Source organism: Streptococcus sp. k-90, from assembly GCF_013277565.1.
Classification (GTDB): domain Bacteria; phylum Bacillota; class Bacilli; order Lactobacillales; family Streptococcaceae; genus Streptococcus.
Map to the genome: position 1 here is coordinate 1 of NZ_VMNE01000011.1, position 15,732 is coordinate 15,732.

At 40.9% G+C, this 15,732-nt stretch carries 13 protein-coding genes and 10 tRNA genes; 22 read left to right on the top strand and 1 reads right to left on the bottom strand.

Going from position 1 to position 15,732, the window contains the following annotated elements:
* The first annotated feature begins 24 nt into the window (after positions 1-24).
* From HT734_RS04110 to pcp, 18 genes are all read left to right on the top strand, one after another.
* Positions 25-95, top strand: a tRNA-Gly gene (locus tag HT734_RS04110).
* Positions 96-129: 34 nt separating this feature from the next.
* Positions 130-203 (top strand) — tRNA-Ile (locus HT734_RS04115).
* A 64-nt stretch (positions 204-267) separates the two neighbouring features.
* Positions 268-357: transfer RNA gene (locus HT734_RS04120), tRNA-Ser, on the top strand.
* Positions 358-367: 10 nt separating this feature from the next.
* Positions 368-441 (top strand) — tRNA-Met (locus HT734_RS04125).
* A 3-nt stretch (positions 442-444) separates the two neighbouring features.
* Positions 445-517: transfer RNA gene (locus HT734_RS04130), tRNA-Phe, on the top strand.
* 12 nt (positions 518-529) lie between these two features.
* A tRNA-Tyr gene (locus HT734_RS04135) sits at positions 530-610 on the top strand.
* Positions 611-614: 4 nt separating this feature from the next.
* A tRNA-Trp gene (locus HT734_RS04140) sits at positions 615-685 on the top strand.
* A gap of 14 nt (positions 686-699) precedes the next feature.
* Positions 700-772, top strand: a tRNA-His gene (locus HT734_RS04145).
* A 13-nt stretch (positions 773-785) separates the two neighbouring features.
* Positions 786-857 (top strand) — tRNA-Gln (locus HT734_RS04150).
* Positions 858-866: 9 nt separating this feature from the next.
* Positions 867-950, top strand: a tRNA-Leu gene (locus HT734_RS04155).
* A gap of 107 nt (positions 951-1,057) precedes the next feature.
* Positions 1,058-2,335: a gamma-glutamylcysteine synthetase gene (locus HT734_RS04160; protein ID WP_173278597.1), complete on the top strand. Its 1,278-nt coding sequence runs from the start codon at positions 1,058-1,060 to the stop codon at positions 2,333-2,335.
* Positions 2,336-2,410: 75 nt separating this feature from the next.
* The gene (thrC, locus tag HT734_RS04165; RefSeq protein WP_173278599.1) at positions 2,411-3,895 is read left to right on the top strand and encodes a threonine synthase; all 1,485 of its coding nucleotides are present in this window, start codon (positions 2,411-2,413) and stop codon (positions 3,893-3,895) included.
* A gap of 60 nt (positions 3,896-3,955) precedes the next feature.
* Positions 3,956-5,236, top strand: coding sequence for an MATE family efflux transporter (locus tag HT734_RS04170; protein ID WP_173278601.1), 1,281 nt, complete (start codon positions 3,956-3,958; stop codon positions 5,234-5,236).
* A 3-nt stretch (positions 5,237-5,239) separates the two neighbouring features.
* The gene (locus HT734_RS04175) at positions 5,240-5,863 is read left to right on the top strand and encodes an HAD family hydrolase (RefSeq protein ID WP_173278603.1); all 624 of its coding nucleotides are present in this window, start codon (positions 5,240-5,242) and stop codon (positions 5,861-5,863) included.
* Between the two features lie 162 nt (positions 5,864-6,025).
* Positions 6,026-7,228, top strand: coding sequence for a LysM domain-containing protein (locus HT734_RS04180; RefSeq protein WP_173278605.1), 1,203 nt, complete (start codon positions 6,026-6,028; stop codon positions 7,226-7,228).
* A gap of 320 nt (positions 7,229-7,548) precedes the next feature.
* Positions 7,549-7,974 carry a MarR family winged helix-turn-helix transcriptional regulator gene (locus tag HT734_RS04185; RefSeq protein ID WP_173278607.1) on the top strand — a complete coding sequence of 142 codons (426 nt, stop codon included), beginning with the start codon at positions 7,549-7,551 and terminating at the stop codon, positions 7,972-7,974.
* 10 nt (positions 7,975-7,984) lie between these two features.
* Positions 7,985-8,347, top strand: coding sequence for a DUF1304 domain-containing protein (locus tag HT734_RS04190; protein ID WP_173278609.1), 363 nt, complete (start codon positions 7,985-7,987; stop codon positions 8,345-8,347).
* A 117-nt stretch (positions 8,348-8,464) separates the two neighbouring features.
* Positions 8,465-9,109, top strand: coding sequence for a pyroglutamyl-peptidase I (gene pcp, locus HT734_RS04195; RefSeq protein ID WP_173278611.1), 645 nt, complete (start codon positions 8,465-8,467; stop codon positions 9,107-9,109).
* 25 nt (positions 9,110-9,134) lie between these two features.
* On the opposite strand, the gene HT734_RS04200 is transcribed toward pcp, so the two are convergent.
* Positions 9,135-9,992: a DUF975 family protein gene (locus tag HT734_RS04200; RefSeq protein WP_173278613.1), complete on the bottom strand. Its 858-nt coding sequence runs from the start codon at positions 9,990-9,992 to the stop codon at positions 9,135-9,137.
* 116 nt (positions 9,993-10,108) lie between these two features.
* Here HT734_RS04200 and tgt point away from each other — a divergent pair, with 116 nt between their 5' ends.
* The 4 genes from tgt to HT734_RS04220 all read left to right on the top strand — a co-directional run bounded on the left by tgt (position 10,109) and on the right by HT734_RS04220 (position 15,693).
* On the top strand, positions 10,109-11,251 hold the full coding sequence (gene tgt / locus HT734_RS04205) for a tRNA guanosine(34) transglycosylase Tgt (RefSeq protein WP_001285237.1): 1,143 nt from the start codon (positions 10,109-10,111) through the stop codon (positions 11,249-11,251).
* A gap of 100 nt (positions 11,252-11,351) precedes the next feature.
* The gene (locus HT734_RS04210; protein WP_173278615.1) at positions 11,352-13,169 is read left to right on the top strand and encodes an acyltransferase family protein; all 1,818 of its coding nucleotides are present in this window, start codon (positions 11,352-11,354) and stop codon (positions 13,167-13,169) included.
* A gap of 151 nt (positions 13,170-13,320) precedes the next feature.
* Positions 13,321-14,472: an N-acetylglucosamine-6-phosphate deacetylase gene (nagA, locus tag HT734_RS04215; protein ID WP_001134549.1), complete on the top strand. Its 1,152-nt coding sequence runs from the start codon at positions 13,321-13,323 to the stop codon at positions 14,470-14,472.
* A gap of 162 nt (positions 14,473-14,634) precedes the next feature.
* On the top strand, positions 14,635-15,693 hold the full coding sequence (locus HT734_RS04220) for a zinc-dependent alcohol dehydrogenase family protein (protein WP_173278617.1): 1,059 nt from the start codon (positions 14,635-14,637) through the stop codon (positions 15,691-15,693).
* Positions 15,694-15,732: the final 39 nt, after the last annotated feature.

Below are 15,732 nucleotides of genomic sequence, written 5' to 3' on the forward strand. Positions count from 1 at the left end.
TCGATCCCGTTAACTCCCATTTTAGCGGGTGTAGTTTAGTGGTAAAACTACAGCCTTCCAAGCTGTTGTCGCGAGTTCGATTCTCGTCACCCGCTTTGAACTTTGTTCTTTGTACCAAGTTTTTAACTTGGGCGCGTAGCTCAGGTGGTTAGAGCGCACGCCTGATAAGCGTGAGGTCGGTGGTTCGAGTCCACTCGTGCCCATAGTGTTTAGTCCATTTATCTTTTCATTAAGAGGACACGGGATTGTTCCCGTATAAACTATTTTGGAGGATTACCCAAGTCCGGCTGAAGGGAACGGTCTTGAAAACCGTCAGGCGTGTAAAAGCGTGCGTGGGTTCGAATCCCACATCCTCCTTTTTTATTAACGCGGGATGGAGCAGCTCGGTAGCTCGTCGGGCTCATAACCCGAAGGTCGTAGGTTCAAATCCTGCTCCCGCAATAAGGCTCGGTAGCTCAGTTGGTAGAGCAATGGATTGAAGCTCCATGTGTCGGCGGTTCGATTCCGTCTCGCGCCATTTATATATTTTGGAAGGGTAGCGAAGAGGCTAAACGCGGCGGACTGTAAATCCGCTCCTTCGGGTTCGGGGGTTCGAATCCCTCCCCTTCCATTTTACGGGCATAGTTTAAAGGTAGAACTAAGGTCTCCAAAACCTTCAGTGTGGGTTCAATTCCTACTGCCCGTGTTAATAGAATTATGGCGGGTGTGGTGAAGTGGTTAACACACCAGATTGTGGCTCTGGCATGCGTGGGTTCGATCCCCATCACTCGCCTATTTTATATTATTGGGGTATAGCCAAGCGGTAAGGCAAGGGACTTTGACTCCCTCATGCGTTGGTTCGAATCCAGCTACCCCAGTTACTATTTGCCGGCGTGGCGGAATTGGCAGACGCGCTGGACTCAAAATCCAGTGTCCGCAAGGACGTGCCGGTTCGACCCCGGCCGCCGGTATAGTATAGAAATAGGAACGTAGTTAATCTTCGTTCCTTTTTTGTATTATTTTATGGTATAATAATAGTTATTCAAATTTTATTTAGATTAAGAAAGTGTAGGATAGTATGTCTCGTTCTATCGATTTATTAAAACATCGGTATTTGAAAAATATTAAAGAAAATCCTGAATTGTTTGTCGGAATTGAGTTGGAGTATCCTGTTGCAAATTTAGAAGGTGATACTACAGATATTGAAATTATCAAACACTTATTCCGATATTTAGTTTCTGCTTTGGATTTCACTGTAGAAAAGGTAGATGATTTTGGATGTCCTATTCAGTTAGTGGATCCAGTAAGTCAGGATGCTATTTTATTTGAAGTTTCCTATACTACGATTGAGTTTGCATTTGGCAAGGCTGAAACGATTCAAGAGGTTGAAGAACGTTTTAGTATTTATATGGAAGCAATCCAGAAGAAGTTAGCTGAATCAAATCATGCTATTGTTGGCTGTGGTATTCATCCCAACTGGGATAAAAATGAGAATTGTCCAGTGGCTTACCCACGGTATCGCATGTTGATGGACTATTTGAATTTGAGTAGAAATGTGACTAAATCAGAGTTGCATCATTTCCCTGAATATGGTGCTTTTATCTGTGGGAGTCAGGTTCAGCTTGATGTTTCAAAATCTAACTACTTACGGGTGATTAATGCTTTTACTCAAATTGAAGGGGCTAAGGCTTATTTATTTGCCAATTCTGAGTTTACAGGGGCGGATTGGGATACGAAAATTTCAAGGGATATTTTCTGGGAAGAATCGATGCATGGTATCTATCCAGAAAATGTCGGAGTCAATGCTAGGCTCTTTAAAGATGAGGATGATTTTTTTGATTATCTAGATCATTCTGCAATTTTTACTGCGGAACGTAATGGACAAACATATTATTTTTATCCGATTCAGGCCAGGGACTATTTGCCTACATCTGAAATCCAAGCATATGCTCTGAATGGGGATAAGATTCTTATTTACCCTCAAGAGAAGGATTTTGAAACTCATCGTAGTTATCAGTACCAAGACTTAACGACTCGCGGAACGGTTGAGTTTCGTAGTGTGTGTACTCAACCTCTTGATAGAACCTTCGCTTCAGCAGCTTTTCACTTGGGATTATTGGTTAATTTAGATAAGTTAGAAGCTTACTTAGGAACAGAACCTTTCTTTAAAGAATCTGGGCGAAATTATAAGTTTTTAAGACGACAATTTTCTAAGAAAAAGCTTACAGAACAGGAAGAAACTGCGATTATAGAGTTTTCCAAAGACTTACTCCTGCTAGCTGAGGAAGGACTGGAGATGAGAAATAAGCAAGAAATGACCTACTTACAGCCTTTGAAAGAAGAATTGAATCTATAATTTCTCTTATAAAGGGAGAATTTTCTGAAAAATCATGATATAATGGTAGAGACTATAGATAAAGGATAGAGAGTAATGACATTAGTTTATCAATCAACGCGTGATGCGAAAAATACAGTAACTGCTAGCCAAGCTATTTTGCAAGGTTTGGCGACGGATGGTGGTTTATTTACACCGGTTACTTATCCAAAGGTAGATTTGGACTTTGACAAATTAAAAGATGCTTCTTATCAGGAAGTTGCTAAGTTAGTTTTGTCAGCATTTTTAGATGACTTTACAGCTGAGGAGTTGGACTACTGTATCAACAATGCCTATGATAGCAAGTTTGATACTCCAGCTATAGCACCATTAGTGAAATTAGACGGGCAATATAACTTGGAACTTTTTCATGGTTCAACAATTGCTTTTAAGGATATGGCCTTGTCTATTTTGCCATACTTTATGACAACAGCTGCTAAGAAACATGGCTTGGAGAACAAAATCGTCATTTTGACAGCGACATCTGGTGATACTGGGAAAGCTGCTATGGCAGGATTTGCGGATGTACCTGGTACTGAGATTATCGTCTTTTATCCAAAGGATGGTGTCAGCAAGGTTCAAGAGTTGCAAATGACCACTCAGACTGGCGACAATACTCATGTTATCGCTATTGATGGTAACTTTGACGATGCGCAAACAAATGTGAAGCATATGTTTAACGATGTGGCTCTTCGTGAAAGATTAGCGGTCAACAAGTTGCAATTTTCATCAGCTAACTCTATGAATATTGGCCGTTTGGTGCCACAAATTGTCTACTATGTTTATGCCTACGCTCAGCTTGTTAAAACTGGTGAGATTGTGGCTGGTGATAAGGTCAACTTTACCGTACCAACAGGAAACTTTGGAAATATCTTGGCTGCCTTTTATGCCAAACAAATCGGTCTTCCAGTTGGTAAATTGATCTGTGCTTCAAATGACAACAATGTTTTGACAGACTTCTTCAAGACACGTGTTTACGATAAGAAACGTGAGTTTAAGGTGACAACTAGTCCATCTATGGATATTTTGGTATCTTCAAACTTGGAGCGTTTGATTTTCCATCTTTTGGGTAATGATGCGGTTAAAACAGCTGAACTCATGAATGCCTTGAATAGCCAAGGTCAATATGAGTTGACAGACTTTGATGCAGAGGTTCTTAACCTCTTTGCAGCTGAATATGCGACTGAGGAAGAAACAGCGGCAGAAATCAAGCGTGTTTATGAGTCAGATTCTTATATCGAGGATCCACATACGGCGGTTGCCTCAGCAGTTTATAAGAAATACCAAGCTTCTACTGGAGATGTAACTAAGACAGTGATTGCTTCAACAGCTAGTCCATACAAGTTCCCAGTGGTTGCAGTAGAAGCGGTAACAGGAAAAGCAGGCTTAACTGACTTTGAAGCCTTGGCTCAATTACATGAAATCTCAGGAGTGGCAGTGCCGCCAGCAGTTGACGGGCTTGAAACAGCTCCTGTTCGTCACAAGACAACAGTGGCAGCTGCTGATATGCAAGCAGCAGTTGAGGATTATCTAGGACTTTAAGACAGAAGGAGTAAACTCGGTTGGGAAGCCAACTGAGTTTCTTTTCATCAGGAGGACGGATTGTTTAAGAAAAATAAAGACATTCTTAATATTGCCTTGCCAGCTATGGGCGAAAACTTTTTGCAGATGCTCATGGGGATGGTGGATAGTTATCTGGTTGCTCACTTGGGCTTGATAGCTATTTCGGGTGTATCAGTAGCTGGCAATATTATCACGATTTATCAGGCGATTTTCATCGCTCTGGGAGCTGCTATTTCCAGTGTTATTTCAAAGAGTTTAGGGGAGAAGAATCAGTCTAAGCTAGCCTACCATGTGACTGAGACGTTGAAAATTACTTTACTATTAAGTTTCCTTCTGGGATCTTTGTCCATCTTCGCTGGGCAAGAGATGATAGGACTTTTGGGGACGGAGAGAGATGTAGCTGAGAGTGGTGGACTCTACCTATCTTTGGTAGGCGGATCGATTGTTCTCTTAGGTTTAATGACTAGTCTGGGAGCCTTGATTCGTGCAACGCATAATCCACGTCTGCCTCTCTATGTTAGTTTTTTATCCAATGCCTTGAATATTCTTTTTTCAAGTCTAGCTATTTTTGTTCTGGATATGGGGATAGCTGGTGTTGCTTGGGGGACAATTCTATCTCGTTTGGTTGGTCTTGTGATTTTGTGGTCGCAATTAAATCTACCTTTTGAGAAACCGACTTTTGGTTTAGATAAGGAACTATTGACATTAGCTTTGCCAGCAGCTGGAGAGCGGCTCATGATGCGGGCTGGAGATGTCGTGATCATTGCCTTGGTCGTTTCTTTTGGAACGGAGGCAGTGGCTGGAAATGCAATCGGAGAAGTCTTGACCCAGTTTAACTACATGCCTGCCTTTGGCGTTGCTACGGCAACGGTCATGCTGGTAGCTCGAGCAGTTGGAGAGGATAATTGGGAAAGAGTAGCTAGTTTGAGCAAGCAAACCTTTTGGCTTTCTCTGCTTCTCATGTTGCCCTTGACGCTTAGTGTCTATGCCTTGGGCATACCACTGACTCATCTCTATACGACTGATTCTCTAGCGGTGGAGGCTAGTGTGCTAGTGACACTTTTTTCACTACTTGGTACTCCTATGACGATAGGAACAGTTATCTATACAGCAGTATGGCAGGGTTTGGGCAATGCTCGGCTTCCCTTTTATGCGACAAGTATAGGAATGTGGTGTATCCGCATTGGAACAGGATATCTGATGGGGCTTGTTTTTGGTTGGGGCTTGCCTGGTATTTGGGCCGGAACCCTTTTGGATAATGGTTTTCGCTGGTTATTTCTACGCTACCGTTACCAGCGTTATATTAGATTGAAAGGATAGGAAATGCAAAAAACAGCTTTTATTTGGGATTTAGATGGGACTTTATTGGACTCTTACGAAGCGATTTTGTCAGGGATTGAGGAAACTTTTGCTCAGTTTTCTATTCCTTATGATAAGGAGCAGGTGAGAGAGTTTATCCTCAAGTTTTCTGTGCAAGATTTACTGGAGCAGGTGGCAGAAGAGCGAACTTTGGATGCGGAAGTACTAAATCAAGTGCGTGCCCAGAGTCTTGCTGAGAAGAATGCTCAAGTAGTCTTGATGCCAGGTGCGCGTGAAGTGTTGTCTTGGGCAGACCAAGTAGGGATTCAACAGTTTGTTTACACTCATAAGGGAGATAATGCTTTTACTATTCTAAGAGACTTGGGTTTGGAATCCTATTTTAAAGAGATTTTAACCAGTCAGAGTTTCTTTGCGCGTAAGCCAAGTCCAGAAGCGGCTAACTATCTGTTAGACAAGTATCAGTTGGATCCTGACAATACTTATTATATAGGGGATCGGACTCTGGATGTGGAATTTGCCCAGAATAGTGGGATTCAAAGTATCAACTTTTTAGAGTCGACTTATGAAGGAAATCATAGGATTCAAGCGTTAGCAGATATTTTCCGTTTTTTTAAGGCTGAGCGATAAAAAGATTGTGTCAGTTTTGTGACAGAGACCTAACAAACTATTTCAAGTAACCGAGTTTGTTACAAGGAATAGACAGTTCTGTTAAATAGGCCCGAGAGGTCTTTTTTTCTGCATTTTTTGTGTTATGATAGACAGGTACTCATTTGAAAGGAATTTGAAAGAATGAAGAAAAGAATATTATTAGCCTCAACAGTAGCCTTGTCATTTGCCCCAGTATTGGCAACTCAAGCAGAAGAACTTCTTTGGACTGCACGTAGTGTTGAGCAAATTCAAAATGATTTGACTAAAACGGACAACAAAACTAGCTATACCGTTCAATATGGTGATACCTTGAGCACCATTGCAGAAGCCTTGGGTGTAGATGTCACAGTTCTTGCGAATTTGAATAAAATCACGAATATGGACTTGATTTTCCCAGAAACTGTTTTGAAAACGACTGTCAATGAAGCAGAAGAGGTAACGGAAGTTGAAATCCAAACTCCTCAAGCAGACTCTAGTGAAGAAGTGACAACTGCGACAGCAGATTTGACAACCAATCAAGTGACGGTTGATGATCAAACTGTTCAGGTTGCAGACCTTTCTCAACCGATTGCAGAAGCTCCAAAAGCGGTAGAAACTACAAGTACAAAAGAAGTAGCATCAAGTTCAGAAGTTACAGAGACAGTGACTGCTTCAGAAGAAGTCGCGCCATCTACAGGAAATTCTGTTTCAGAGAAGCAAACAGCCGAAACAAGCAATGCAGTTGCAGAAGCAGCTCCTCAGGCAACGACTCCAGCTGAGAAAGAGGAAACACAAGCAAGCCCTCAGGCTGAGTTAACAGTGGAAACAACTACAACTCCAGTAGAAGAAAAAGCAATAGAAACAACTGCAACAAGTTTAGAAGAAGTAAAAGAAGTAGCATCAAGTGAAGCTACACCAGCAGTTTCTACTTATCAACCAGAAGAGGTGAAAACAGTTTCAACAACTTACGCGGCTCCAGCTGCGCCCGATTATGCTGGACTGGCAGTAGCGAAATCTGAAAATGCTGGCCTTCAACCACAAACAGCTGCCTTTAAAGAAGAAATTGCTAACTTGTTTGGCATTACATCCTTTAGTGGTTACCGTCCAGGAGATAGTGGAGATCACGGAAAAGGTTTGGCTATCGATTTTATGGTACCAGAAGGCTCAGAACTAGGGGATAAGATTGCGGAATACGCTATTCAAAACATGGCCAGCCGTGGAATTAGTTACATTATTTGGAAACAACGTTTCTATGCTCCATTCGATAGTAAATATGGACCAGCTAATACTTGGAACCCAATGCCAGACCGTGGTAGCGTGACAGAAAATCACTATGACCACGTTCACGTTTCAATGAATGGATAAATCAGACTTTGTAATATCATTTTGACGAATGAGATCTAGCTTTCGTGATAGAGAGCGATTCTCGTTCGTTTTTTTCTTTGTCATACTCTTCGAAAATCTCTTCAAACCACGTCAGTTTTATCTGCAACCTCAAAGCTGTGCTTTGAGCAACCTACGGATAGCTTCCTAGTTTGCTCTTTAACTTTCATTGAGTATCAATATGAATGGAAAATGGGAAGTTACCATTTTGCAATGATTGAAGCATGATTCTTGCAATTTATTTTACTTTGCATTATGATTGACTAATCAACTATTGATGAGTCAATCGAAAGGAAGAAGACATGATAGAGATTCAAGATTTACTGTATCAACTCCGCTTGTCTGAGCAAGCGAGTACTCAATTGTTTGAAAAAAGGCTTGGGATTAGTTTGACACGGTATCAGATTTTACTGTTTTTACTGGAGAATTCTCCCTGTAATCAAATAGCGGTTCAGGAGCGTTTGAAGATTGATCAGGCTGCTTTGACTCGACATTTCAAAATTCTGGAAAAGGAAGGTTTGGTGGAGCGTCATCGTAATCCTGAAAATCAGCGGGAAGTGTTGGTAGAGGCTACGAAGTATGCCAAGGAGCAGTTAGTGGTGAATCCACCTTTGCAGCATATCAAGGTTAAGCAAGCGATGAAAAGTATCTTAACAGAGTCTGAAATAACAGAACTCAACCGTTTATTAAATAAATTGGTTTTGGGTATTGAAAATATAGAAATTTAAGGAGAAATAGATGTCAATTATTACAATCATTTTAGCAACGATCGTTGCTTTGGAGCATTTTTACATTTTTTATTTGGAAAGTGTTGCAACGCAATCAGAAGCGACTAGTCGTGTCTTTAACATGGACAAGGAAGAATTGGCTCGTCCGTCAGTAAGTTCACTGTTCAAAAATCAAGGGATTTATAATGGTCTGCTAGGAGTTTTTCTCTTGTATGGTATTTATTTCTCACAGAATTTAGAAATTGTGACTATTTTTGTTTTATTTGTGATTGGGGCGGCGGCTTACGGCTCTTTCACAGCAGATAAGAAAATTATTTTGAAGCAAGGTGGACCAGCTATTTTAGCCTTGATTAGTATTTTACTCTTTAAATAAATTTGAAAGGCGGTACTAGTCTTGCTAGTCCTTTTCACTCTAGAATAAGGGAAATATGTTATACTTGTTTTATTGTCGGAAAAAGAGTTTCATGGAATTGGTTGTAAGGAGTTAGAAATGAAAGTATTAGTGACTGGTTTTGAGCCCTTTGGAGGGGAAAAGGTCAATCCAGCTTTGGAGGCCATTAAAGGTTTACCAACTGAAATCCATGGTGCGGAGGTCCGTTGGTTAGAAGTGCCAACAGTCTTTCACAAATCGGCCCAAGTATTGGAAGAAGAGATGAATCGTTATCGACCTGACTTTGTCCTTTGTATTGGGCAAGCAGGTGGAAGATCTAGCTTGACGCCTGAACGAGTAGCTATTAATCAAGACGATGCACGCATCCCAGATAATGAAGGTAATCAACCGATTGACCTTCCCATTCGCCAAGATGGTGCTTCGGCCTACTTTAGCAGTTTGCCGATTAAAGCGATGGTCCAAGCTATAAAAATGGTGGGCTTGCCGGCCTCTATTTCCAATACGGCAGGGACTTTTGTCTGCAATCATTTGATGTATCAGGCCCTCTATTTGGCAGAAAAGAAATTTCCACATGTTAAGGCAGGTTTTATGCATATTCCTTATATGATGGAACAGGTGGTGAATCGACCGACTACTCCAGCTATGAGTTTAGTGGATATTAGGCGAGGGATAGAAGCAGCAATCGGCGCCATTATAGAACATGGAGATCAGGACCTCAAGTTGGTAGGCGGAGAAACTCATTGATAGAAAAAAGCTTGAGGGAAAACCTTCAAGCTTTTGGACGTTTTCGAGCTAGTACTGCTCGGTAGAAAATTATTTTATTGATTTGAATATAGGGAAGAAGTGAAAAACTAGCAATCCCAAAAGTAATCCAATTGAGGAAATACCAAGGAAGGAGTTGTAAGTCTAGAACAAAGCGCTGAAATTTGTAGCCTTTCATCAGAAAACGGCTGGTTTTAAGTATTTGCCCTGGTTTAGCTTGGCTCAAGTCTAGGGTGTCACAGAGGAGAAATTCTACCTGCGAATAGGCATAGTACTGTGGAATATAGAGACTGTTTCCTATAATCATCAAGAAAATACTTGCTAGAAAGTAAAGACCAAAGGTCATGAGGAAGCGCTCGGTTTCAATTGACGTGAGATCCAGATTAGGAAATTCAGGATGGATTGCAACGAATTTCTTTGCTAGAAAGCTACTGTAAAAGAGGAAGTAAATCCCGAGTAAACTAGGAATGCTCCATAAGAAAAGATAGAAGCGTTTGAGAAGGAGAGTCAAAAAGGTTTGTGAAAAGTGTGCTTCGTTAAAGAGAGTGAGACTATTTTTGACAGATAGTTCTGTATCAGGATTTTTGATGAGTTTCAGGGTTGTATAGACTGAACTGGTTAGGAGAATCGTCCCGATAAAGGAGACTAATAGTGGGAAAAGGTAGGCTTGGGATACATGGCCAAACACGCTTAAAAAGGGTTCTTCTAAAATAGCTTCGTTGATACGCTCTAAGGGATTGAGGAAGCCAGACAAGATGACCAGTATGCTAGGTAAGAGATAGACAAGAAAGAGGCGGGGATTTTCAGCTTGAAATTGTCTAGCCTGCAGACGAATGGTTTTTAAATCAATTTTTGGGTATTTCATTCTCTCATTATACCATAGTTCGTGACAGTTCCAGCTTTTTTTGATAAAATCATACAGTATGCCCTTGGGCACAAAGTATGAACTGGGACTGTTTTTCCCAGCTTCGGAGGTAGAAAATGTCAGATTCACCAATCAAATACCGTTTGATTAAGAAAGAAAAACACACAGGAGCTCGTCTGGGAGAAATCATCACTCCCCACGGTACATTTCCGACACCTATGTTTATGCCAGTTGGGACTCAAGCTACTGTCAAAACTCAGTCACCTGAAGAATTGAAGGAGATGGGTTCGGGAATTATCCTATCAAACACCTATCATCTCTGGCTTCGCCCTGGGGATGAACTAATTGCACGCGCTGGTGGTCTCCACAAGTTCATGAATTGGGACCAACCTATTTTGACAGATAGTGGTGGTTTTCAGGTTTATTCCTTAGCAGATAGCCGTAATATCACAGAAGAAGGAGTAACCTTTAAAAATCATCTTAATGGTTCTAAGATGTTCCTATCACCAGAAAAGGCCATCTCTATTCAGAACAATCTAGGTTCAGATATCATGATGTCTTTTGACGAATGTCCTCAGTTTTATCAACCTTACGACTACGTTAAGAAATCAATCGAGCGTACCAGTCGTTGGGCTGAGCGTGGTTTGAAGGCTCACCGTCGTCCGCATGATCAAGGGTTATTTGGGATTGTGCAGGGGGCAGGATTTGAAGATCTTCGCCGCCAATCGGCTCATGACCTTGTCAGCATGGATTTCCCAGGCTACTCTATCGGTGGTTTGGCAGTGGGAGAAACCCACGAAGAGATGAATGCGGTCTTGGACTTTACAACCCAACTGCTGCCTGAAAATAAACCTCGCTATTTGATGGGTGTGGGAGCGCCAGATAGCTTGATTGATGGGGTGATTCGTGGGGTGGATATGTTTGACTGTGTCTTGCCGACTCGTATCGCTCGTAACGGGACTTGTATGACCAGTCAGGGACGTTTGGTTGTCAAAAACGCCCAGTTTGCTGAGGACTTTACGCCACTGGATCCTGAATGTGATTGCTACACATGTAAGAACTATACACGCGCTTACCTTCGTCACCTGCTCAAGGCTGATGAAACCTTTGGTATCCGCTTGACTAGCTACCATAACCTTTACTTCTTGCTTAACCTGATGAAGCAAGTGCGACAAGCCATTATGGATGACAATCTTTTAGAATTCCGTGAGTATTTTGTGGAAAAATATGGCTATAATAAATCAGGACGTAATTTCTAAAATGGAATTGATATAAGCTAAAAATCCTAAGTTTTCTCTTAGGATTTTTCTTCTTTTTTTGATAGAATAAAGTGTACAATGAAAGGAAGAATAAACTCGTATGCGCATTAAATGGTTTTCCTTGATTAGGATTACAGGTTTACTATTGGTACTCTTGTATCATTTCTTTCAGACCATCTTTCCTGGAGGTTTTTTCGGGGTAGATGTCTTTTTCACGTTTTCAGGCTTCCTGATTACGGCTCTACTCATCGAAGAATTTTCTAAGAATCACGAGATTGACTTGATTGGATTTTTTAGGAGACGCTTTTATCGGATTGTTCCACCTGTGGTTTTGATGGTCTTGGTAACCATGCCCTTTACTTTCTTAGTTCGACAAGATTATGTTGCTGGAATTGGTGGTCAGATTGCGGGAGTCTTAGGCTTTATGACCAACTTCTATGAACTCCTAACAGGTGGGAGCTATGAATCTCAGTTCATTCCACATTTGTTTGTTCATAATTGGAGCTTGGCTGTTGAGGTTCACTACTATATCCTCTGGGGATTGGCAGTTTGGTTCTTATCTAAACAGTCCAGATCAAATGGTCAGTTGAGAGGAATGGTCTTTCTCTTATCTGCTGCTGCCTTCTTGATCAGCTTCTTCTCCATGTTTATTGGTAGTTTTCTAGTAACCTCTTATTCCTCTGTTTACTTCTCCAGTTTAACTCATGTCTATCCATTCTTTTTGGGAAGTGTGTTAGCAACGATTGTAGGCGTTCGTCAGACGACTTCCCTCGTCAAACAGTTGGATAAAATCTGGGATTTACGCAAGACCCTTTTAGTTTTGGGAGGAGGTTTTGGCTTCTTACTCATTTTGACCTTCTTTGTCAAATTTACCTATCTCTTTGCTTATCTATTTGGATTCTTAATGGCCAGTTTAGCAGCCATGGCTATGATTCTGGCGGCGCGTGTCTTACATGAAAAGACACATCATATACAGGAACCGAAGATTATCAGCTTCTTAGCGGATACTAGCTATGCAGTTTATCTCTTCCATTGGCCTTTCTATATCATTTTTTCACAGTTGACATCAAATCTTCTTGCTGTGTTATTAACTTTGATTTTTTCTTATGGATTTGCCAGTCTTTCATTTTATGTATTGGAACCTTGGATTGCAGGCAAGAACACACCTATTTTACAAACCCTTCGTCCCCTGCCTTATATTCACACAATTCTTGCAACAAGTACAGGAATCTTGACCATCATTGTCTGCACGGTGACCTTGTTGGCTCCACAAGTTGGAGCTTTTGAGACAGATTTAACTGTCAATGGCTTGAAGCAAGCTGCGACAAATATTGGCCAGACCAAGGTAATGGCAGAGCGGGCAGATGCAAATAGTTTGGGAATTGCTGATGGCACTATGTTAATTGGTGACTCGGTGGCTCTAAGGGCCAATACAGCTCTGCAGACAGCTCTTCCTGGAGCACAGATTAACGCGCAGGTCAGCAGAACAACCAAGACCGCCAATGAAATCATGCTAAATAATAGCCAGAATAAATTTTTACCTAAGATGGTGGTCATTGCAACAGGGGTAAATAATCCTGAAAATTACAAGGAAGATTGGGATAGTATCGTGAAAAATCTTCCTAAGGGACACCATATGATTTTGGTGACACCTTATGAAGGAGATAAAACAAAAGAGACCTATGCAATCGTTGAGAAGGCTGCTACCTACATGAGAGAATTGGCAGAGAAGACACCTTATATCACAGTTGCTGATTGGAATCAAGTTGCGAAAGAGCATCCAGAAATTTGGACTGGAACAGACCAAGTCCATTTTGGAAGTGACAATAGCAAAATTGAAGCAGGAGCAAAATTGTATGCAGATACCATTGCTACAGCCTTGCAAACAGCTCAAGACAAACCAGTCAAATCAAAATAACTTGTATTAAAAAGAGAAGAGTTGGAGAAATCCAGCTCTTTTAAAATATCTCTAGAAAATAGGTCTATACCATTTACAAATGAATCAGAAAGGTTTATAATGTAATTGACATAATAAATATCAAAAGTAATCTTTTAAGGAGGTCATTATTATGCCTAATTACGTTAAAGCGGATCAGTTTTTCTATCCATTTGGCATTCGTCGCGGTGGGTACTTAGAACTTGTTGATGGCAAATTTGGGAAACATGTGGATCAAATTCCTGAAGGAGCAGAGGTTCTTGACTATACTGGTTATAGCATTGCACCAGGTCTTGTGGATACTCATATTCATGGATATGCAGGTGTAGATGTGATGGACAACAACATTGAAGGTACATTGCATACTATGAGTGAAGGACTTCTTAGTACCGGTGTTACCAGTTTCTTGCCCACAACTTTAACAGCCACTTATGAGCAATTGCTTGCAGTCACTGAAAATCTTGGAAACCATTATAAAGAAGCAACGGGTGCTAAGATTCGTGGGATTTATTATGAAGGTCCATATTTCACAGAAACTTTTAAGGGGGCACAAAATCCAACTTATATGAGAGACCCGGGTGTTGAGGAGTTTCATTCTTGGCAGGATGCTGCAAAAGGGATGCTAAATAAAATCGCTATTGCACCAGAACGTGATGGGGTGGAAGATTTTGTACGTACTATTACAGGTGAAGGTGTGACAGTTGCACTTGGACACTCAGATGCGACATTTGAACAAGCTAAGAAGGCAGTTGATGCTGGAGCTAGTGTATGGGTACATGCCTATAATGGGATGCGTGGTTTAACACACCGCGAACTAGGTATGGTAGGAGCTATGTATGAGCTCCCACATACTTACGCAGAATTGATTTGTGATGGTTATCACGTAGATCCAAAAGCTTGTGAGATTTTACTTAAGCAAAAGGGGACAGAAAACATCGCTCTTATTACGGACTGTATGACAGCTGGTGGGCTTGAAGACGGTGACTATATGTTGGGAGAATTCCCTGTTGTAGTAGCAAATGGAACTGCACGCCTCAAATCGACAGGTAACTTGGCAGGTTCTATCCTCAAACTTAAAGATGGTATGAGAAATGTAGTCGAGTGGGGTATTGCAAATCCACACGAAGCGGTCATGATGGCTAGCCTTAACCCAGCAAAATCTGTTCACATTGATGATGTTTGTGGTCAAATCCGTGAAGGCTACGACGCTGACTTTATCGTGCTAGATAAAGATTTGGAATTGGTAGCAACCTATCTAGATGGTGTGAAACGTTATCAAGCATAAGAGAGAAAGCAGAAGTTAGAGATTAGTTTCTGCTTTTTTATCTATATTACTTTACCAGTAAATAAAAAAGTTAAAAAAATCACAAAAAAGCTTGAGCAAACAAATGAAAAGGTTTACAATTGTATTATAAATAATACAAATAAAAAAACGGAGGAGTGCTTTATGAAAGCCTATACTTATGTTAAACCAGGACTTGCTTCTTTTGTTGACGTTGACAAACCAGTGATTCGTAAGCCAACAGACGCTATTGTGCGTATCGTAAAAATCACTATTTGTGGAACAGACCTCCATATTATCAAAGGGGATGTTCCTGCTTGCCAAAGCGGTACCATTCTTGGTCACGAAGGGATTGGGATTGTGGAAGAAGTTGGAGAAGGAGTTTCTAACTTCAAAAAAGGCGACAAGGTCTTGATTTCTTGTGTCTGTGCCTGTGGTAAATGCTACTACTGTAAAAAAGGAATTTATGCTCACTGTGAAGACGAAGGGGGCTGGATTTTTGGTCACTTGATTGATGGTATGCAGGCTGAATATCTACGTGTCCCTCATGCAGATAATACTCTTTACCACACTCCAGAAGACTTGTCAGATGAAGCCTTGGTTATGCTATCAGACATTCTGCCTACTGGATATGAAATTGGTGTCTTAAAAGGGAAAGTAGAACCTGGTTGTAGTGTAGCCATTATTGGTTCAGGACCTGTTGGATTGGCTGCTCTATTGACAGCTCAATTCTATTCACCAGCTAAATTGATTATGGTAGACCTAGACGATAACCGCTTGGAAACTGCTGTATCATTTGGTGCGACTCACAAGATTAATTCTTCAGACCCTGAAAAAGCGATTAAAGAAATTTATGATTTGACAGATGGTCGTGGTGTAGATGTTGCTATCGAAGCTGTTGGTATTCCTGCAACATTTGATTTCTGTCAAAAGATTATCGGTGTAGACGGAACGGTTGCCAACTGTGGTGTACATGGTAAACCAGTCGAATTCGATTTAGATAAACTTTGGATTCGCAACATCAATGTAACAACTGGTTTGGTATCTACAAATACAACTCCACAATTGTTGAAAGCACTTGAAAGTCATAAGATTGAGCCAGAAAAATTGGTAACTCATTATTTCAAACTAAGTGAAATTGAAAAAGCCTATGAAGTTTTCAGTAAAGCGGCAGACCACCATGCAATTAAGGTAATCATCGAAAACGATATTTCAGAAGCTTAAGTAGTAAAAACATTTTGGAACATAAGCAAATAGAAATTC